Raw genomic sequence first — 18,658 nt, 5'->3', positions numbered from 1 at the left:
AGGGCCTGATGATCATTGAGATCTTCATATCCCAAGGCGATAGCGATGACCCGCTGGGCGATCATGGAGCGCTGGTCGTGGGTGATGAAGACGGGGTGTCTTGGATCGGGTATGGCGGCGTTCAGGGCATCGAAGAGGCCTGTGGACTCGGCGACCTCGCGGAGGAGGAGCGCGCCGGCGTCGGTGGACAGTCGTCCCCCGAGGAAATCGGCGACGACGGCCTTGGATCCGAGGCTGGAAAAAGAGAGGGTGGAGCGGGTACAGTCTGTCATAGCGGCGGCTCGATTCCTGGTAGGGTAGGGATTTGTGCAACACCAAATCCTACAAGGAGTAGGGCCGCCGCGCAACCAATTCCTTCGAACTGCCTATGAAATATCCGGGCTAGTTTCAGTATCCGATGTTGCCTCGGAGACGTTCCCTACGGACCGTACACGCTGACCTCTTCCAAATCGGGGTTCACCACCGACACGCGGTCGGTCACGGTGACTTCGAGTTGCACGTCGATCTCGGTTCTTCTCTATCCGTCGAACACCACGGCAAATATTACCCACATCTATGGCTGCGGAGCCGCTGGTCCCAATTACCTCTCGGGAGCCACTGTCACGGCGAGCCCCGGAAGTGGCACATGCACCACAGACGCCACGGGCAGTGGCTCGTTCTCGACGCCATCCAGTGTGTCAACCGTCCTGACCGCTAGCCACGCTCGATTCAACGACCTCGTGTCCTCCTCGCAATCAGATAACGGGTGCGGATCAATCGGATTGACGGGGCAAATGACCGCAGCTGCCGGGTATCACTGTATTGCAGATGGAGCCGGTCTCGGTGGTCAATGCACGATACCTGCGGCTACCACACTCCATCTCAGTGAGCCATTCTACGGTGGACGGTGGACGGTGGACGGTGGACGGTGGAACGGACCTCGTCTATAACCCGAGCACCGGATATTGGGAATCGACGATGTCGGTGAGCTATTCTGGATGCGGTTCATGCCCTGCGAAGACGGTTACTATCACTTGGCAATTCAACGGCGTCTCTTTATCGGTCGGATACAAAACCGTCACGATTGGGCCAAATTTCTGTCCGGATGACAGCGGCCGCCCGACAGGTTGCACGTTGGCTAGCAGGGGTGGGCCAGGCCCTACGGTCACATGTCCTTCGTCGTACGTTTGGACGCTTACGACGAACGGGTTCAACTCACCGCTTTGCGGCCCCATCCTATGCATGGGGGCGTTCACGGACTACACATTCACTATCACGGAATAACGAATGAGTTGGCCCGAGTCGAAGTGCGAAGCATGTCCAGCTCGAGATGGCGTCTGCCAAGCCCAAGCCACGCGACATCGCCGGTTCTGCGATCTGGCGAATCCCGACCACCCCGCGTTCAGCGAGCACTACCGAAGGCACCTCTGCGGGGAGCAGGTTCCCGCTGTCGAGAAGAAGCCGTGTAGCAATGTCGCTGTGGAGGCATTGACCGTTCCATCGACCGCGATAGTCGATAGCCAGATCCGCAAGGCCGAGAAGTGTCCGCACGCTTCCTGTGGCTGCAATCAACGGACGTGCAAGCCAACGGGACGAAGGCCGGGGCAAGTGGTCACCATCGGGGAATGCGTTGTCTGTGTCGCTGAGTTCGAGACGCCGCAACCGACTAGCCCGTCTCTCGGTCGCAAGGTCGTCAACTTCGCCAAGGCTCTCGTGGAGCACGTCGCGGCCGGGATGCCCGAAGTCGATGACGCGATTTACGAGACGAGGCTCACAACCTGCCAAGGGTGCAGCCTGAACCTCGGAGACGAGCCGCTGACGTGCTCGCACCCGACGTGCGGCTGTCCGATGCGTCGCAAGGCCTGGTGGGCCGAGCAGGCCTGTCCGATCGGCAAGTGGCCCGCGAAATAAAAAAGGCCAATCCCTTGGATTGGCCCTGCGAACGGTAGATCCGGAGGATCCCGATTACTCGAGATCGCCTTGCGAGAAGTTCGTCAGGTTATCCTTTTCCATCTGACGAACGCCGCCGTCCAGGATCTGGCCGAACGCTGCGGCGTTGGCGTTCTCGGTCTGAAGGGTGTTCGCCGCATAGGACGTTCCAGTTTTTACGACCACAAACGGAAGCGGCTCGTCCGAAGTCCCGTTCGCCAGATATTGGCCCCCGATCCCGTAAAGGCGATCAAAGCCAGGGCTGATGATCTGGAATCCGTTAGGATTGATGAACGTCCTTGGCTTCGTGATGCTCGAATCGTAGAGGCCAGTGCTGAGGGTCGGAATCGGGCAATCAACCGTGTACGGATTCGGCGAATCGGACCCGAAGACGTCGGATGATGCTCCGACGGCGTTGTGGGCCTTGAAGCCGCAGCCGATCGGGTGCACCAGGGTGACCGGATCGGTTTCGTCGGTGTCGTAATCGAAGGGGTCGTAGCCAGTCCCATTGTAGCTACTGAAATAGGCGTAAAACGGCGGCTGAGTTGTGGCGAATCCGTCCGCTGACGTGAAGCCGCCAAGACCGTCGATGTAGCCGGGATACTGGGTCGCGTTCGGGCTGTGCGACAGGGCCAGGTTCGTATAGGAGATGAGTCGCCCGGGCTTGAACTCATACAGCGGCGGGTAACGGTTGGTGGTCACCGATGTACTCTGGAACGGATTCAATGGGCTCTTCGACCACCCGGTCATCCCGAAGCCTGTCGATGTCTTTTCCGGGACGCCACCGAGGAAGAACACCAGGCATTCCGGACCGCTCAAAATGTAGGGGGCGTCGAGGGTGTTATTCCCGTTGAAATCGTAATATGTCCCTGCTGCCGTGCCGGTCGTGGCGGCCGACGTCGACACCACCATCCGGGGCCAGTATTTCCGAAACGCAGCGAGTGTCCTCGGGACGAGAAGCGAGGGAACCGTCGACGTTCCCGTGCCGTTGACATACGACGCCGAGAAGTTGCCGTTCTCGGACAAGACGATCCGGCTCGGCGGATACTCGTTGTACCGGCTCTTGAAATCTGCCAGAGCTTGCGAAAGTGACGACATTTCGGCGGTGACCGCAGCCTCATTCGTTGTGTTCACCGCTCGTTTGATCGCCGGGAGCAGGAGCGCGATCAGGAGACCCAGGATCACGATCACCACCAACAGTTCGACCAGGGTGAATGCCTGCCGCTTCGTCGGCCTTCTCATTGGCTTCGTCCTTTAGGAGACGTCGGATTTTCGCACGATGGGCGTCATGACCGGCTTTGAGTTGTCGGGCTTCTTCGCGGGCCCGATCCGCACAGCCGCGACCGAGCATCCACACGACGACCGCGATAACGCCCGCGATGGCGCACGCCCTCGGGAGGTCGACGTCGTACCATCGCGGATCAGTCTTGGTGGCCATCAAACTCGAAGTCAGTGAACGGCGGTCAACCGCAAAATGAAACGTCCCGCGACGGGCCGTAACGCACCGGGCGGGACGAAGATCCGGAGGCAAGCTCCGGGTCGATTTGTGGCGTGGTTACGGGCACGCCTTGTGTGTGAGAGTACCGCATCGAAGACCAGCCTGGCAAGATAGGCCAATCCCCTGGCGATTGTACGAGGCTGGCGGCCGGTTGTGACGCCGACCTCTGCCCTGCCCCGGCGGAACGCCAACTCGTCCGTGGATCCACGCCTATCCGTCTCGTGCACACTCGGCTATAGTCCGAAAGTCGTGGCCGTCAGCCCGGCGTTTAAGTTCGTCACCAACCGGATCGAGTGGGCGGCAACTTCTTGAGCCGACGAGTCGTCATGAGTCTCCTCACCCCCGACGCGACGACGCTGGCGATGATGCGGGCGTTGCTCGCCCACTACCGAGCCAATCGCCTGGCCGACGTCTCGGCCCGTCACCGAATCCTCGCCGAGCTCAAGGCGACGCTCCCCGCCGAGGCGGTCGACGACCTCGCTTATGAGACGATCGTGGCCAGGTGGCAACGGGCGATCGAGGAGGTGGCCTCGTGACGCCCGACGAGGCCTACCTTGCCCTTCACCGTGCCGGTTGGTCAATCGGCGACACCGCCTTCGATGTGACGGAGGGACGCCGCTACTGGCTCGTCTCCGGGCCGAACGGAGAGAACCTGATAAGGGCCGAGGGGGCGACGAGGGCGGAGGCTTGGCCAGGGGGACGCGGTCCAACTGCGCTCTCCCAAGAGCCGGACTCCGATCAGCGGTACCGGGTGCTCGAGGAAAGTCGTCGCCGAGGTCTCTGCCCTTCCTTAAGATTTCACTGACCCTACTGGATTGCAGGTATCTGGAGTGCCGGGTATCCGACCGGCGACATCTTCGTCATCCTTTTTCTTACCACAGAAAGGGATACGACGATGGACGCTCAACCGAACACCCGGCGGCTCAATCGTGAACGAAACGCTCCGCGGACGCAACCGCCTCGCGGCGCCAAGCAGATCGTCCTCCTCATGGATCGTGCCCAGTACGACGAGATCTGGCACGATACCCAACGCCTGCGGGCTTTCGTCGCCGAATGGGCTCACTCCGCCCCGGAGTTGTTCCCTCCCGGCTTCGACACGGGCTATCGACTCTACGGCTTCGGTCGCGAGTCGCGCAAGCTCCCCGGCCTGAAGCTGCGGAAGCTCATCACGGCCGAGGGCTCGTCCTACTGGCTCCGCCCCAGCTTCGTCTTCCCCTACATGCCGGGACCGTCGACGAATTGGCCTATCCGCTGCTCTTGGCCGAGCATGGGGTCCCCCCGTGGCTGCTGAAAGTCGGCTTCGGCCATAGCGAGATGTACTGGTTTCGGCTCCTCGAGCGATTGGGCCGCAACAGCCTCGTCGGGGCCACCGTCCGCGACCCGGCGTGCCTGCCGCCGCACTTGGCCGCGGATGAACATCACGTCGACTGGTCCGGGCGCAAGGGGTACATCGCCACGACCGTCGGCGGCGGCTGCGTCCTGGGGATGGCCCTGACCGTCGCCGCCGATGATGTCCACCTCGAGGAGGCTTACGGCGTATTCGCGGCCGAGGCGCGGGACGTCTCGCCCGAGTACGCCCCCGAGACGGTCAACGTCGACGGCTGGGCGGCGACGCGGAACGCCTTCCAGGCCCTGTTCTCCGCCATCGCGGTGATCCTCTGCTTCCTGCACGGGTTCCTCAAGATCCGCGACCGCTGCCGCAAGGCTCGCGAGTTGCACCGTCGGATCTGGGAGGTCTACCGAGCCGAGACCGTCGAGGAGTTCCGAAGTCGGATGGACGAGTTCCGAAGATGGTGTGACGAGCAGACCTGGACCACCCCGGTGCGTCAGGCGCTCGAGAAGTTATGGTCGAAGGCGGAGTTATATGAAGAGGCCTATGGCCATCCGGGATGCCATCGCACGAGCAATGCGGTGGACCGCCCGATGAACCGGCTGTGCCGGCGGATGTACGCGAGCCGAGGCTTGCACGGCCACCAGGGCTCGTCCGAGTTGCGGCTCCGCGGGTGTGCGTTACTGGGGAACTTCCGGCCCTATGCTCCGCGAGGGAAATGCCCCCGGGTATTCGACTGCCCCGCCCATCGGATCAACGGCAAGCGGTACCATGAGCATTGGCTCCATAACCTGATGGCGTCGACCTCGCTGATGGGATTCAGAAACCCCAGACCTGCAATCCGGTAGAGTCAGCGATTTCAAGAGCAAGTACAACGAATATCCCCCCAGCCGCATCGTGTTGGTTGAGAACGGCGACTACTCGAGTTCGAATTTGAGCGGAATTTTTGCCTCCCTGACCCCGAGGTCTGTGGCCGCACTCCGCAAATACTGGCCAAGGATGGTCCTGTCCTCGACCGGATCCGTTTTCACGACGGCCCAGATCAACGCCGGCAACTTCTACGACTTCAACGGGAATGGAACCCAGGACGGCGCCTACATCCTGACGGGACCCGAATGCCTCGTGTTCTTCCTCGGCGGCGTGCCGGAAGCGACGTCGACCGGATTCGGGATGTCGGGTTGGTCCAAGAGCCCGGTCAACCCGTTCCAGAATACGACGATGACCACGAACCGTTATCCGCCGATGTTCGAATTCAAGCCTGACCGATTGGTCACCTTTACCAATAGCACGACACTGAGCGGAAACGCGGGGCCGACACACTTCCCCGGTTACGTCGATGCCCTGGGAGGCTTCAGCGCCCCGAAAGGCGTCGGAGCTACTCAGCCGCCGTTTTATGCTTAATTCAGCTCCTATAATGGCACTGGATATGACCCGGTTGACTACGAGGTGAGTGAAGCCGATCCCATCAACACCACGGTCACTTCCATCGAAGGGGCGTTCTTCGCACACAATGCGGTCGGCCCCAGCTCGAGCACGTTTGGTTCGTACCCTCCCAATCCGTATATGGTCGATTGCCCAGTTCCGACGACATCGGCTGGCGCCTATGATAGCTCGATTACTAAGCCAAGGACCTTCATCAATCCGACCGGATTCCAAATCATCAGCCCTGGTGCCGACAGGCTTTATGGCATCGGAGGGCAATATATCGCCAATGCCGCGGGCGAGAAGTTGCCGTTCATGGACATTGGTACGGGTTCGTCGTACACGGCCAACTCGTTCCAGACCGAACAAGCCAATGCCACTGTCACCAAGTTGACGCTTAGCCCGGGAGTCCGTCAGTCCGAGCAGGACAACCTGAGCAATTTCAACCAGGGGCGGCTTGAATAAGGGATTCGGCGACCCCGGATCGTGTGAGGGCCAGCTCTTTGGGCTGGCCCTTTTTCTTGCGCCTCTTCTCCCCGAGCGGCCCTTGCACCTTGCGACACATGCGACATTCGCGATGTCGAACGAGGGCTTGTTACTGATGTTCCTGTTATTGGGGGCACGTTTTGGCAGGAGATCGCCGGAGATCATGAGTTCAGACCTCTCAAGGCGTCCGCTTCGCCTCGACTTCGGAAATATTCTTGGTTGACGGCGCTCCGTCCGACCGGCGAATCCGCCTACACTCGTGGAAGGGTCGTCGACCAACCGACCGACTCGAGAGTGGTGGGATTGAGGGCTCGGGGGTCGTCTGATGGGGACGGGCGAGGATCCAGACCAAGCCCTGGGCCGATTCCGGGAGTATCTCGGCTTGCTCGCCAGGCTCGAGACGTCGCCCCGGCTCCGGGCGGTCGTGGACCTCTCGGGGGTCGTCCAGCAGACGTTGCTCGACGCGCACAGGGCCGAGCCTCGGATTCGGACCGAGGCGCAGACGGCGGCGTGGCTCCGGTCGATCCTCGTACACAACCTGGCCGACGAGGCCCGCCGACTCGGGGCGGAGAAGCGGGACGTGGCTCGCGAGAGGTCGTTGGAGGCCGCGCTCGAACGGTCGTCGGCTGGGCTGGAACGCTGGCTGGCGGCCGAGCAGTCGTCGCCGAGTCAGCGGGCGATCCGGCAGGAAGAGATCCTGGGATTGGTCGAGGCCCTCGCGACGTTGCCCGACTCCCAGCGACGGGCGGTCGAGCTCCACCATCTCAAGGGGATGAGCCTGGGGGAGATCGCCGAGGAACTTGGCGTGACCAGGCCGGCCGTCGCCGGGCTCCTCCATCGAGGCCTCAAGGCATTGCGGGTCGAACTGACGACCGAGGCGGAGGGCTGAGGTCATGGCGAGCGTCTCCGCGAATCGATCCGACCCTGATCCCGACCGAGACGGTCGGCTCGAAACCCTCCTCGCGGCGTATCTCGAGGAGGCCGAATCGGTACATCCTCCCGATCGCGAGGGTTGGCTGGCCCGGTATCCCGACCTCGCGGCCGAGCTCTCGGCCTTCTTCGCGAACCTCGACCACGTCGAGCGGATCGCCGGGCCGTTGCGCGGGGAGGGGTTCCCCTCGGTCGTGCCGTTCCCGACCGCGAACCGCTCGCCAAGTCCGGTAGGCGAAGGGGAGCGGATCGGTTATTTCGGGGACTACGAGCTACTCCGCGAGATCGCCCGAGGGGGGATGGGCGTGGTCTACGCGGCCAGGCAGATCAGCCTCGGTCGGGTCCTCGCCCTGAAGCTGATCCCGGACGGCCCCGGCCGGTCGGAGTCGGACCTGCGTCGGTTCCAGCTCGAGGTCGAGGCCGTGGCGAGCCTCGACCACCCGAACATCGTGCCGATCTTCGAGGTCGGCGAGCACGGGGGCTGCCGCTACTACACCATGACGCTCTTCGAAGGCGGGAACCTCGCGGCCGCGAGCGCCCGCCTTCGAGGTGACCTGGCCGAGGCCGCCCGAGTCGTGGCCGCGACGGCCAGGGCCGTCCACTATGCCCACGAGCGAGGGATCCTCCACCGCGACCTGAAGCCCTCGAACGTCCTCCTCGACCTCCGGGGCGAACCCCATGTGGCCGACTTCGGCCTTGCCAGGCGACTCGAGGCCGAGGGGGACCTGACCCGCACCGGCTCGATTGTCGGCACCCCGGCCTACATGGCCCCCGAGCAGGCCGAGGGGAGGCGCGAGCCGGTGACGACCGCGGTGGACGTCTACGGGCTCGGCGCGATCCTCTACGAGATCCTCGCCGGACGGCCGCCGTCCCGGGGCGACTCCCTCCTCGAGACCCTCCGCCTCGTCCGCGAGGAAGAGCCGAGGCGTCCCACGGCCATCGACCCGAAGGTCCCGCGCGACCTGGAGACGATCTGCCTGCGCTGTCTCGAGAAGGTTCCCGAGCGACGGTATCCCTCCGCCTCGGCGGTCGCCGACGACCTCGATCGCTGGCTCTCGGGCCGCCCGATCACTGCCAGGCCGGTGTCATGGCCAGAGCGCTTGGCCAAGTGGGCGAAGCGTCGCCCGACGGCCGCGGCCCTCCTCTTCACGAGTGTGATCGCCGTCCTCGGCATTGCCTTCTCGGTCCGGGGGACTCTCGCGGTCGGCCGACTGCATAGCCTGGTGATCTCGACCGACTCGAAGCGTCGACAGGAGGTGGAGCGTCGGCAACGCGCCGAGACCGAAGTCGCCCGTCGCGTCGAGAAAGACGTCCGACTCGAGCTCGACCGCTACTTCGGCAAGATCGCCGAAGCCGAACGGGCCTGGTCGAAGAACGACGTCCGCGCGGCAGAGCGGAGCCTCGACGATTGCCCGCCCGCCCTCAGGCGCTGGGAGTGGGCCTACCTCGCGAAGCGCTGCCACTCGGAGCTCCGCGTGTCGATCGGACACAACGGGGTGAACTGTGCGTCGGCGTTCGCGCCCGCCGCGGACGTGTATTGCTGCACCGACGAACGGGGAGGTGTGGGCGTCTGGGATGAGCGGACGAACCGGCAGGTCGGGCATATTCGGGGACTCGACGGCTCGGCCTACGGCGTGGCGTTCGACCCCGAAGGTCGCCGGCTCGCGACCGCCGGCAGCGATGGCAAGGTGCGGCTCTGGGAGGTCGCCACGGGGGAGTTGCTGAGGACGATGCCAGGTCATGGCGAGTGGGCCGCTGGCGTGGCCTGGACTCGCGATGGCTCTCGGGTCGTCTCGGGTGGGGCCGATCGTGTCGTCCGGATCTGGGACGCGAAGACCGGCGCCGAGGTCGTCACCCTCCGAGGTCATACCGGCCCCGTCCTGGGGGTGGCGATGTCTCCTGACGGTTGGCAGGTCGCCTCGGCAGGCCAGGACCACGTCATCAAGCTCTGGGATCTGATGACAGGCCTCGAGATCAGGACTCTCACCGGAAGCCCAGAGGCCATGCGTTGTGTGACTTTCAGCCCTGACGGTCGTCGCCTCGCCTCGGGAGGGGCCGATCGTCGGTTGAGAGTCTGGGATGTCGCCACTGGTGCCGAGATGCTCGCCTTCCCGGCCGCGTCCGGCCGGATCGACGGGATCACCTTCAGCCCCGACGGGACTCGGATTGCGACCGGGGCCCTCGACCGCTCGGTCAAGGTCTGGGATGCCGCGACCGGCCGTGAGCTCGCGTCGTATCGGGGCCATAATGCGCCGGTGTTCAGCGTCTCATTCAGCCCGGACGGTCGCCGGCTCGTGTCCTCGGGCCAGGACGCGACGGTGATGCTCTGGGACGCGACGTCCCCGCCGGAGGCCCGTCTCGTCCAGGGAGTGGGAGGGCGAGTCGCCGGTGTTGTGTTCTCGCGCGACGGTGCGATCGCCGTCGACTTCTCCCAAGAGGGGGTCTCGGCCCGGGACGCGGCGACCGGCCTCGCCCTCTGGTCACACCTCGACCGAGGCCGGGCCTCCGCCGCTCCGGTCCTCCACCCCGACGGCCACCGCGTCCTGTCCGTCGGGGCCGATGGCGCCGTCCGGGCCTGGGAGATGACCTCGGGGACGGAGCAAGTCCTGATCCCGAGGCTGGATCATCGGATCGCTAGCCTGGCCATAAGCCCCGACGGCCGCCGGCTCGCCATCGGTGGGGGCGACCCGGCCACCGTCGTGCATGGGCCCGGAAGCAAAGAGGTTGGGGGGCCGGCCTCGGCCCATCCCTTGACCATCTGGGACCTGGAGTCGGGCCGCACGCTCGCGACGCTCCGCGGCCACTCCGGCTCGGTGTTCGCCGTCCGCTTCCTCGCCGGCAGCTCCCGCATCGTCTCGACCGGTGCCGACGGCACGATCCGAACCTGGGACGTCGAGTCCGAGCGGGAGACTCGAGTCGTGCGCGGCCCGGGCACGCCGATCCTCGACCTCGTTGTCTCGCCCGATGGGACTCGGCTCGCCTCGGCCGGCGCCGATGGCGTGATCCGGATCTGGGACCTCGCCGACGGCAGGGAATGGACCACGATCCCCGCCCATTCCGGCTGGGTCACGAATCTCGCCTATCACGCCGACGGTTCTCGCCTGGCGTCCTCGGGGATGGACGGGACCGTCAAGCTCTGGGACGTCGCGACCGGGCGCGAGGTCCTCACGCTCCTCCGCGAGAAAGGCTCCCGTGCCCTCGGGGTAACCTTCAGCGCCGACGGTCGTCGACTTGGCGCGACGACCGATGATGGAAACGTCCGTATCTGGGAGGGTGAATGACGATGAGCGTCCGCACGCGTCGCACGTTCCTCAAGACGACCGCGGCCGCCGTCGGCACCGGCGGTCTCGCCGACCTCGGCCTCCTCGGTCCCCTCAGCCGGGCGGTCGCCGGCGAGACCACCATCGATCCCGGCCGGGTTCGTCTGGGCCCGGACCTTGCCTCCCTCGTCGGGCGGATCCGTACGACGCCTCGAGACCAGTGCGTTCCGGTGTTTATCCGAGAATTTCAAGCAGGCTTATCGTATCAAGACTTCCTCTCCGCCCTCTTCCTGGTCGCGCTCGAACACGGAGACGCTCACCAGGTCGCCCAGGTCTATTCTGCCCACCGCATCAGCAGCGAGGCCCGCATCGAAGAACGCCTCTTGCCGCTATTCTGGGTGCTTGACCGGCTCAAAAAGGGTTTTGAAGAACTCGACGGGACGCCGCGTCCCCGGGCCCTCACCGGTGGCCTGCCGCCGGCGGACCAGGCGTCGGCCGCCTTCCGGGACGCGATGGCCAACCACGACCCGGATCAGGCCGAGCGAGCCATCACGGCGCTCGCTCGCAGCCGAGGGCCTCGCCAGGCGATGGCTCGGCTCTGGGAGCACGGCGCACGCAGAGTCGCCGGGACCCTGGGGCATCACCCGATCATCGTCGCGAACTCGTTTCGGACGCTCGATGCCCTCGGCTGGCAGCACGCCGAGCCGGTCCTTCGCTACATCGCCCGCGAGCTGTCCGGTTCCGCCGCGTCGGACAGGACCTTCGCGCCGAACCGCGTCCGCATCGAACGAATCTTGCCCGGCCTCCCCGCCGACTGGGCGAGCAGCGAGGACCATGACCGTGTCGCGACGCTCGAAGTCTACCGATTGCTCCGAGAGGGAGATCCGGACGCGACCGCGGACTTGATCTGTGCACAAATCTCGTCCGGCAAGGTCAAGGCCGGCGCGGTCTGGGACGCGATCCACCTCGTCGCGGCCGACCTGATCTTCCGCTACAGGACGGGAGGGACTCCCATCGGCGGGGCCTTGATCCACGCCGTGACGGCTACGAACGCCTTGCGCTTCGGGTTTGATTGCAGCCTCGACGACTCCATCCGCTTGCTGCTATTGCTCCAGGGCGTTGGGATGCTGGGCGATACTTTCATTCGCCCATCCCAAAAGGGTGGAGAGCTGCGGCCGTTGGACCTGATCGAGCTCCAGGTGGACCCCGCCCACCGAACGATCCGAGTCGCCGACATCTTCGCCGAGCTTCCCTTCAAGGACCGTCAATACGTCGAAACCAACCATGAAGAACGTTCGGCCAGCGATGCGGGCTGCCGCTTGGCATTCGCCTACGTGAGCGACCCGGGGAACGTCAAGGGATTCGAGGTTGCGGCTCGCACCTTGCTTTGCATCAAGGCGTCGCTCGATCCCCATGACATCAAGTATCCGGCCGCGGCCTTCGAGGATGCAGCCCGCGTCGGCCCCGAATGGCGGCCCTTCCTGCTCGCTGCCTCGGTCCACGCACTCCATGGCCCGAAGAGTCATGACACTCCCGCGCTCGTCCAGGCCCGCGACGCCCTGCGATAATCGAAGGGCTCGTGGTCGCAGGAGTGGCGGGAATCAAGCCGCGGCACCAATCGTCGCGTCGAGCGCGTCGAGGAGTTTGCCCCAGCCTTCTTCCGTGCGGCTCGCGTATTCCACATGAACGTTTTCATGCGTCAGCGTCAGCTCGCACCCTCCGTCGTCGAGCGGGACGATATCCACGATCACGCGTGTTCGCTCTGACGAGAACATCGGGACGCAGAACGCGAAAACGAGGCGTGATGGGCGTTCGAGCTCGAGGTATTCGCCGAGGTGCTCGATATCCCGGCCGTCGCGACGGTCCACGAAGCAAAACGTGCCGCCGACGCGGGGGTCGGTCTCCGCGCGCACCATCCGGCCGGTCGGCGTGGCGAAGAGCCAACGGCCGGCCTTCTCGGGGTCGAGCCAGGCGTCGAAGACCCGCTCGGGGCTCGCGGTGAAGCGATGGGTGACGCGGACGGTGGCGCGTGGTTCCGTACTCATTCGGATTCCTCCTCGGGAGGCTCGGGGGTTCTCGAAGCCTCGCGGTCCTCGGCCTTGAGCATCGCGTCGAGGGCCTCGAGCCTCTCGGCCCAGAACGCCCTCTGGGTTTCGATCCAACCCGCGGCGGCCTCGAGCGGCTCCGGGTCGAAGGACAGGAGGTGCTCCCGCCCCGCCCTCCTGCGCTTGACGAGTCCGGCCCGCTCGAGGATCCGGATGTGCTTCGAGACGGCGTTGAGCGACATCGCGAAGGGCTGCGCGAGCTCGGTCACCCGCGCCTCCCCTTGCGAGAGCCGCCTCAGGATCGCCCGCCTCGTCGGATCCGCGAGCGCGATCAGGGTCGCATCAAGCTCGGTCGGCGTCGCCATGGATGTCGTTCAACCTTTCGGTTGAATATTATCGCTCGAGGCCGATGTGTCAAGGCGTGATGGCCGGAAAGTGGAGCAATGATCCGACATCGGGCTAGAATCGGCCACGGATGGGGAACAGATCTTTTTGGCCGCCGATGAAACGACGGTAATTGTATACATGTAATTGATACTATATTTATATTTTGTGTCTTTGTGGCGAAAGAATCCTTCGATGAGGGCTCGGGCTCGGAGACTATCGCGGAGAAGGCTCAGGAGGCTCTTACTTGGTGTCGGCGTCGGGGACGCAGACGACCTCGCCGGAGGGGAGTCGGTAGGCGGTGCCTAGCCGCTCGCCCGAGCGATTCAGGGCCTCGCGGCTGACGCGGACTCGGTCCAGGTTTTGCGCGTCGCGGGGGGGGGTTGGAAGTGGTTTGTGCGGCGATCGCGCCTTGAGAGAGCCGGTGAAGACGATCAAGAGCGCGATCGAGAAGACCATCCAGAGGTCGAAGAGGTTGATCAGGCCGGCGAGCGGATCGTCGTCCGCCTGGGCATCCCAGCGTCGTCGTTTCCGTCGTCCCTCAGACATCGGCGGCCTCCGCGACGGGCAAGAGATCTAGGGCGGTGTCGGCCGGTTTCGACGCGAGGTCGACGAGGTATTCCAGGTCGCTGAGGTCCTGGTCATACCAGTTGCGGCGGACAAGCCCGGCGGCGTAGGCCAGGCCGCCGATCAGGAGCCCGATGACGGTGGAGGTGAAGGCGATCTCCAACTCTCGGGCCAGGGTTCCCAGGTTGTTCGACTCGAGCCCTCGGAGGGCCGGGCCGAGGGGGAGGAGCGTGGCGACCAGGCCGAGCATGGGGCCGACCCGGGTGGCGAACGAGAGCCAGGAGAGCCGCCGGGCCATGTCGATCTCCAGGTCGTCGAGGCACTTTTTCGCGGAAGGGCCGGCCAGGCCGTCGCGGCCGAGCGCTGATTGGAATCGCGCGGGGTATCCGACGAGGGGGAGGCGAGGGAACTCCTCCAAGCGGCCGTGGCCGGATTTCCTCTCGTCGAGGAAGCGGTGCCAGTCTTTGGCGACATGGCGACGATCCCAGGCTTCTCGGGCGAGGTCGCCCAGCATCCAAAGCGTGGCGGCCGCCGAGGCGGTGAGCAGGGCCAGAACCGGCGCGAGCATGACGCTCGTGCCGGCATAGAACCATTCGACGATCCGTCCGGTCACGCGCCTCGCCTCCGCCAGAAGAATCCGCCCAGGACGAGCACCATGGCCGAGACGGCGAGGATCCAGGTCACGACGGACGGGGCGTTCGCGGCCGAGGGCGACGGTGATTGCGGGGGCGTTGCGGACTCGGGAACGGGCCCGGCCGGTGGGGCTTTCACGAGCGTCCTGGCTTCGACCGTCTCCGAGGAGGGGCCGGGGGCCGGCTTCGGGGCCTCGGCCGCCTGGCCCGATTTCGCCGCGGGGTCGCCGGTCGATGGTGCGACTGTCGGAGCCGGACCGGGTCCCGGACCAGGGGCCGGGCCGAGGGCCACGGCGGCCGTCGTCGCGGGGGGGGCGAAGCGGGCAAGGTATCGCTCGGAGAGTTCGGCCAGGTCGTTGCTCCCGGCATTCTTCAGGGCCCGTTCGACGTACTGGCGGAGGGGAATGTTGCCGCCGCTCCGCAGGCCGCCGTTGTCGCCGTGGCGGACGACCGATCGCGCGTACGCCTCGGCGATTCGCCGGGTCGTCTCGGCGTCCGCCTTCCAGTAGCCCTTGCGGATCGACTCGAGCAGGAGCGAGCCGACCTCCTGGAACGCGAACGGGTTCTGCGCCTCGAACCACGCGCGGATCGACAGGTTGAGCTTGTCCCGGACGAAGATCGAGTCGATCTCGGCCCAGGTCTCTTGCGGGATGCTCCCCTGGCGGACGACCTCCCAGCCCATGGTGTTGCCGACCATGGCCGCGATCTGGTCGGCCCCGGAATACCCCTCCTTCATCATCCCCTCGATCCACTTGCGGTTGAACAGCCGGACGCGGAACTCCTTGGCCAGGGCGTCCTCGGCGCGGACGACGCCGGCCTTGTCGAAGTCGCGGACGTCGCTCAGGAGATACTCGGGTGATTTCCCGGTCATATGCTCGATGGCCAGGGCGAGCTGCCCGCCGTGGAGCCACATGTACTCGTTGGCGAGCGGGCCGGTCATGTGGTCCGACCAACTCCGCAGGACGGTGTCCGTCCCCTGGATCTGCCGGTCGTAGGCTTCCGGTGCCGGCTCGCCCCAGTGGTCCTTCGTGTAGACGTTCTTGGCCTTCGATAAGTAATGGGCGATGATCTCCTCACGCGTGGTCCACGAGCCCGACTGCCGGATGAAGGCCCCGTTGCCGGGCGAGCTGTACTCGCCGGGCTGGACGCCGAAGATCCGGGCGACGGACAGGGCCTTCGCCCGGTCGGCGGGGAGGCCCTTCGCTTGAAGCTCGCCGAAGATGCGCTCGGAGTGCGCCAGGACCGCATTGTCGCGTTCCTTCAACTCGGCGACCAGCCGGACGGCCTTATCGATGAGCTCGAGCCGGCCGGGCAGGTTGATCGCGTAGAGGCCACCGGGTGCGATGAAGACGTCGATCCGGGGCCTCTTGAGGGCCTCGGCCGGGATGAGCTTGACGTCGTTCACGAGGTCGCGGTCGTCGTAGACGGGCTCCACCCCCAGGCAGTAGAGGATCTGCGCCTCCATAACCCCGTAGTCGCGGAACGTGGCATGTGGCCGGAGGTCGAAGGCCATCTTCTCGGGGTAGTGGCCCTTCTCCTTGTAGGTCCGTTCCAGGAGCTCGTCGATCAGCGTCTTGGCGATGTCCCACGAGGGGCGGGTGGGGATCTCCTCGGGGTTGAGCATGTAGAGGTTGCGGCCGGTCGGGACTGCGCTCGGGTTCCGGATCGGGCTGTTCACCGGGCCGGGGGGGATGAAGTGGCCGTCGAAGGCCTTGAGGATGTTGTCGATCTCGTCGGTCGTCTTGGCGAAACGTCGGTTCAGGTCGAGGGCCAGCTCGAGCCCTTTCGTTACGTCGGGCGAGGGGGCTGCGCCGGGCGGGCCGCCGATCGCGACGATGGCGTCGGCCGGTGAGATCCCCCGGCGGACGACGAGTTCGACGGCCTCCTCGGCCTTGCGCCGGAGGAACGTCTCGCGACGGCCGGGCAGTCGTGTCTCGCTCGCCGGGATCGGGATGACCTGGCCGAGCGCGTCGAGGAACTTCCGCTTCAGGATCGTCGTGAGGAAGGGGACCATCAGGTCCTCGCGGGGCGGCTCGCCGAGGACGTGGAGGCTGACCGGGGTCGTCTCCCCTTCGATGTCGTGGAGGTACTCGACGACCTTGCGGATCTGGTCGGGCTCGAGGGGAGCGTTGGGCATCAACTTGAGGCCGACCTCCTTCGCGAGGTTGAGCCGAAGCACGTCCTTCGTGATCTGTCGGCGGAACCCTTCGCGGAGCGCACTGTCGTCGAGGCCATCCCACTTGTCGATGAGCGAGCGGAGGTTGAGCAGGTCGTCGGACAGGCCCGCCGTGACGATCGGCGGCGTGAGGAACCCGAGCGTGAGGCCGTAGACGCGTCGCTTGACGGGGGCGACCTCGCCCACGTTGTCGATGATCCAGGGGTTGATGTTGGGCGTTTCGCCCACGAGGATGTCGGTCCAGTCGCGGTCGTTCTGGCCCACCGGGTTCGCCGGCAGGAAGAACTCCGAGCCGTGGGTGCCGAAGTGCATCATGGCGTGGGCCCCGAACGCCCTCCGTAGCCAGAAGTACGTGGCGAGGTAGTTGTGGGGCGGCGGCGTCAGGCCGCTGTGGAGCAACGACGGGTCCTGCCCTTCTCCCCTCAGCGGCTGGGGCATGAGGACGACGTTCCCCAGGTCGATCCTCGGGATCACGATCGACGGCTTGCCGTCCTCGCCGGTGTAGACCATCGCCTTGCCGGGCGCGGGGCCCCAATGCTTGGCGACCTCGTCCTGGACGGCCGGCGGCACCTCCTTCGCGAACCATTCGCGATAGGTCTCGACGGGGAGGAGCACGGCGTGGCCGCTCTTCGCGAGGCGGTCGAGCTCGGCCTGGTTCCACAGGCCGTACTGCCGGCCTCGTTCGATGAGCCAGGACACCAACTCGTCCTCGTTCTGTGGGATGGGGGACAGCGAGTAGCCTTCGCCCTTCATCTTCTCGAGGACTTTGACCAGGCTCCGAGGTGCGTGGAGGTGCATCCCCGTGGCGCTGCCGCGCATCAGCTCGTTCTGGCCCGCCTCGCGATCGTAGTAGAGGATCGCGATCTTCTTGTCGGCGTGCGAGGTCCGGCGGAGCTTGATCCACGACAACGCCCGGGCGGTGAGGTGGTCGATCCGCTCCTCGATCGGCGTGAAGGTCTCCGGCCCGCCTCCGCCCCGGAGGGTGCCCGCGCCGACCTGGGGCTCGATGGCGCCGAGGAACTCCTGGCCGATCACCTGGAAGGCCGCGTCCCCCTGGGTGAAGCCGCCGAGGTTGTTCTGCCAGAAATCGATGGAGTGCTTGCGGAAGAAGAGCGAGTGGAGATGGGGCACGTCGAGCGCGACCCTCGACTCGACGGTCTCCATGCTATGACAGGTGTGGATGACGACGTCGGGCTTGAACGCCTCGATGTGATTTCCCCCCCGGTTGGCCCCGTCCGTGAAGCCGGCGGCGAGCACTCCCTTCGCTTCGAGGGCCCGCACCAGGGCCTCCACCACGCGAGGCTGCTGATACTCGAGGTGGGCGGCGTGCGCCACGACCGCGGCCCGGGGGAGCTTTGATGGGTCCTTCCCCTTCGTTGCGGCCCATTCCAGGAAGGCCGGCACCGTGGCGAAGCGGCCGTCGTGGTCGGGGTGATACGGGCCGTTCGCCGTCGCGTCGGCATCGGCGGGGGGCAGGATCTCGCCCCCTTTGCCGAGATGCTTGACCCCGATATAGATCAAAAATCGGCGCAAATTCTCACGTGATCGCGGCAAGTATTTCGCGATCTCCGCGTCGGTCTCGACGGGATTGTCCGCCCCCAGGTCCTTGAAGATCGCGACCGCCCCCGCCCCCTCGCGGCCGACGGCGAAGAAGCGCGTCCCGCCCTTCTTCTTGGCCGCGAGGAAGAGCTCTCGATACGCGTCGTAGTCTTCCTCGCGGACGTGCTGGATGAACACGAGACGATAGACCGAGAGGTCGCACGTCTTCGCGGAGATCTGCTCGTCGGGGACGTACTCGGCCCTCAGGCCGAGCCCCCCCGCGAACCCCTCGAGCGGTTCGAAGACGCCGCCGTGCAGGCCGATGAACCCCACGCGAGGCGGCGGGTCGCCGGCCGGTTGCGCCATCGCCTCGGCGGTCGAGAAGAGCAAGGCCCAGGCGAGTAGGTGGCCGAGCGATCGGAATCCGGACGAGCCCATGACATCCCCTCGATGGTGATGAAACATGGAGAGTTTTTAGCCA

General features: G+C 65.4%; 16 protein-coding genes. 9 read left to right on the top strand and 7 right to left on the bottom strand.

The features are described from left to right. Positions 1 to 272 (bottom strand): transposase (locus ACYOEI_RS38200; protein WP_462855743.1); only part of this gene is annotated, 272 nt, incomplete at its 3' end. Positions 273 to 1,587: 1,315 nt separating this feature from the next. On the opposite strand from ACYOEI_RS38200, the gene ACYOEI_RS38195 reads away from it, so the two are divergent. Continuing rightward, the gene (locus ACYOEI_RS38195) at positions 1,588 to 1,890 is read left to right on the top strand and encodes a hypothetical protein (protein WP_462855742.1); all 303 of its coding nucleotides are present in this window, start codon (positions 1,588 to 1,590) and stop codon (positions 1,888 to 1,890) included. Between the two features lie 54 nt (positions 1,891 to 1,944). On the opposite strand, the gene ACYOEI_RS38190 is transcribed toward ACYOEI_RS38195, so the two are convergent. Next, complete coding sequence (locus tag ACYOEI_RS38190) at positions 1,945 to 3,150, bottom strand: type II secretion system protein (RefSeq protein ID WP_462855741.1); 1,206 nt, start codon at positions 3,148 to 3,150, stop codon at positions 1,945 to 1,947. 582 nt (positions 3,151 to 3,732) lie between these two features. On the opposite strand from ACYOEI_RS38190, the gene ACYOEI_RS38185 reads away from it, so the two are divergent. The 8 genes from ACYOEI_RS38185 to ACYOEI_RS38150 all read left to right on the top strand — a co-directional run bounded on the left by ACYOEI_RS38185 (position 3,733) and on the right by ACYOEI_RS38150 (position 12,402). Next, positions 3,733 to 3,942 carry a hypothetical protein gene (locus ACYOEI_RS38185; protein ID WP_462855740.1) on the top strand — a complete coding sequence of 70 codons (210 nt, stop codon included), beginning with the start codon at positions 3,733 to 3,735 and terminating at the stop codon, positions 3,940 to 3,942. A 359-nt stretch (positions 3,943 to 4,301) separates the two neighbouring features. Continuing rightward, the gene (locus ACYOEI_RS38180) at positions 4,302 to 4,697 is read left to right on the top strand and encodes a hypothetical protein (protein WP_462855738.1); all 396 of its coding nucleotides are present in this window, start codon (positions 4,302 to 4,304) and stop codon (positions 4,695 to 4,697) included. Next, a complete protein-coding gene (locus tag ACYOEI_RS38175; protein ID WP_462855736.1) occupies positions 4,646 to 5,584 on the top strand; it encodes a hypothetical protein in 939 nt (312 codons plus the stop codon). Before ACYOEI_RS38180 ends, ACYOEI_RS38175 begins: the two co-directional genes overlap by 52 nt. An 85-nt stretch (positions 5,585 to 5,669) precedes the next feature. Next, complete coding sequence (locus ACYOEI_RS38170; protein ID WP_462855735.1) at positions 5,670 to 6,137, top strand: hypothetical protein; 468 nt, start codon at positions 5,670 to 5,672, stop codon at positions 6,135 to 6,137. Between the two features lie 45 nt (positions 6,138 to 6,182). Beyond that, positions 6,183 to 6,623 (top strand): hypothetical protein, encoded by a 441-nt coding sequence (locus ACYOEI_RS38165; RefSeq protein WP_462855734.1) that lies wholly within the window; start codon positions 6,183 to 6,185, stop codon positions 6,621 to 6,623. 346 nt (positions 6,624 to 6,969) lie between these two features. Continuing rightward, a complete protein-coding gene (locus tag ACYOEI_RS38160; RefSeq protein ID WP_462855732.1) occupies positions 6,970 to 7,533 on the top strand; it encodes an RNA polymerase sigma factor in 564 nt (187 codons plus the stop codon). A 4-nt stretch (positions 7,534 to 7,537) separates the two neighbouring features. Then, complete coding sequence (locus tag ACYOEI_RS38155) at positions 7,538 to 10,855, top strand: WD40 repeat domain-containing serine/threonine protein kinase (RefSeq protein ID WP_462855731.1); 3,318 nt, start codon at positions 7,538 to 7,540, stop codon at positions 10,853 to 10,855. Positions 10,856 to 10,857: 2 nt separating this feature from the next. Beyond that, on the top strand, positions 10,858 to 12,402 hold the full coding sequence (locus tag ACYOEI_RS38150) for a twin-arginine translocation signal domain-containing protein (protein ID WP_462855729.1): 1,545 nt from the start codon (positions 10,858 to 10,860) through the stop codon (positions 12,400 to 12,402). A 33-nt stretch (positions 12,403 to 12,435) separates the two neighbouring features. Here the strand turns inward: ACYOEI_RS38150 and ACYOEI_RS38145 are convergent, their stop codons facing one another. The 5 genes from ACYOEI_RS38145 to ACYOEI_RS38125 form a co-directional block, all read right to left on the bottom strand. Continuing rightward, on the bottom strand, positions 12,436 to 12,879 hold the full coding sequence (locus ACYOEI_RS38145; RefSeq protein ID WP_462855727.1) for an SRPBCC family protein: 444 nt from the start codon (positions 12,877 to 12,879) through the stop codon (positions 12,436 to 12,438). Beyond that, positions 12,876 to 13,244 (bottom strand): ArsR/SmtB family transcription factor, encoded by a 369-nt coding sequence (locus ACYOEI_RS38140; RefSeq protein ID WP_462855725.1) that lies wholly within the window; start codon positions 13,242 to 13,244, stop codon positions 12,876 to 12,878. The genes ACYOEI_RS38145 and ACYOEI_RS38140 overlap by 4 nt, the downstream gene beginning before the upstream one ends. A 262-nt stretch (positions 13,245 to 13,506) precedes the next feature. Continuing rightward, positions 13,507 to 13,812 carry a DUF2149 domain-containing protein gene (locus ACYOEI_RS38135; RefSeq protein WP_462855724.1) on the bottom strand — a complete coding sequence of 102 codons (306 nt, stop codon included), beginning with the start codon at positions 13,810 to 13,812 and terminating at the stop codon, positions 13,507 to 13,509. After that, positions 13,805 to 14,443: a MotA/TolQ/ExbB proton channel family protein gene (locus tag ACYOEI_RS38130; protein ID WP_462855723.1), complete on the bottom strand. Its 639-nt coding sequence runs from the start codon at positions 14,441 to 14,443 to the stop codon at positions 13,805 to 13,807. The genes ACYOEI_RS38135 and ACYOEI_RS38130 overlap by 8 nt, the downstream gene beginning before the upstream one ends. Beyond that, positions 14,440 to 18,615: a cobaltochelatase subunit CobN gene (locus ACYOEI_RS38125; protein ID WP_462855722.1), complete on the bottom strand. Its 4,176-nt coding sequence runs from the start codon at positions 18,613 to 18,615 to the stop codon at positions 14,440 to 14,442. Before ACYOEI_RS38125 ends, ACYOEI_RS38130 begins: the two co-directional genes overlap by 4 nt. Positions 18,616 to 18,658 lie beyond the last annotated feature (43 nt).

The sequence above is a fragment of the Singulisphaera rosea genome, assembly GCF_054877945.1.
The sequence above is the reverse complement of the archived record's forward strand: the minus strand, read 5'-3'. Positions and strand labels throughout refer to the sequence as shown.

Bases quoted from the DNA above. Each gene is read 5' to 3' on its own strand.
- ACYOEI_RS38190 (WP_462855741.1), bottom strand. From the start codon at position 3,150: ATGAGAAGGCCGACGAAGCGGCAGGCATTCACCCTGGTCGAACTGTTG.
- ACYOEI_RS38185 (WP_462855740.1), top strand. From the start codon at position 3,733: ATGAGTCTCCTCACCCCCGACGCGACGACGCTGGCGATGATGCGGGCG.
- ACYOEI_RS38180 (WP_462855738.1), top strand. From the start codon at position 4,302: ATGGACGCTCAACCGAACACCCGGCGGCTCAATCGTGAACGAAACGCT.
- ACYOEI_RS38160 (WP_462855732.1), top strand. From the start codon at position 6,970: ATGGGGACGGGCGAGGATCCAGACCAAGCCCTGGGCCGATTCCGGGAG.
- ACYOEI_RS38155 (WP_462855731.1), top strand. From the start codon at position 7,538: ATGGCGAGCGTCTCCGCGAATCGATCCGACCCTGATCCCGACCGAGAC.
- ACYOEI_RS38150 (WP_462855729.1), top strand. From the start codon at position 10,858: ATGAGCGTCCGCACGCGTCGCACGTTCCTCAAGACGACCGCGGCCGCC.
- ACYOEI_RS38145 (WP_462855727.1), bottom strand. From the start codon at position 12,879: ATGAGTACGGAACCACGCGCCACCGTCCGCGTCACCCATCGCTTCACC.
- ACYOEI_RS38140 (WP_462855725.1), bottom strand. From the start codon at position 13,244: ATGGCGACGCCGACCGAGCTTGATGCGACCCTGATCGCGCTCGCGGAT.
- ACYOEI_RS38135 (WP_462855724.1), bottom strand. From the start codon at position 13,812: ATGTCTGAGGGACGACGGAAACGACGACGCTGGGATGCCCAGGCGGAC.
- ACYOEI_RS38125 (WP_462855722.1), bottom strand. From the start codon at position 18,615: ATGGGCTCGTCCGGATTCCGATCGCTCGGCCACCTACTCGCCTGGGCC.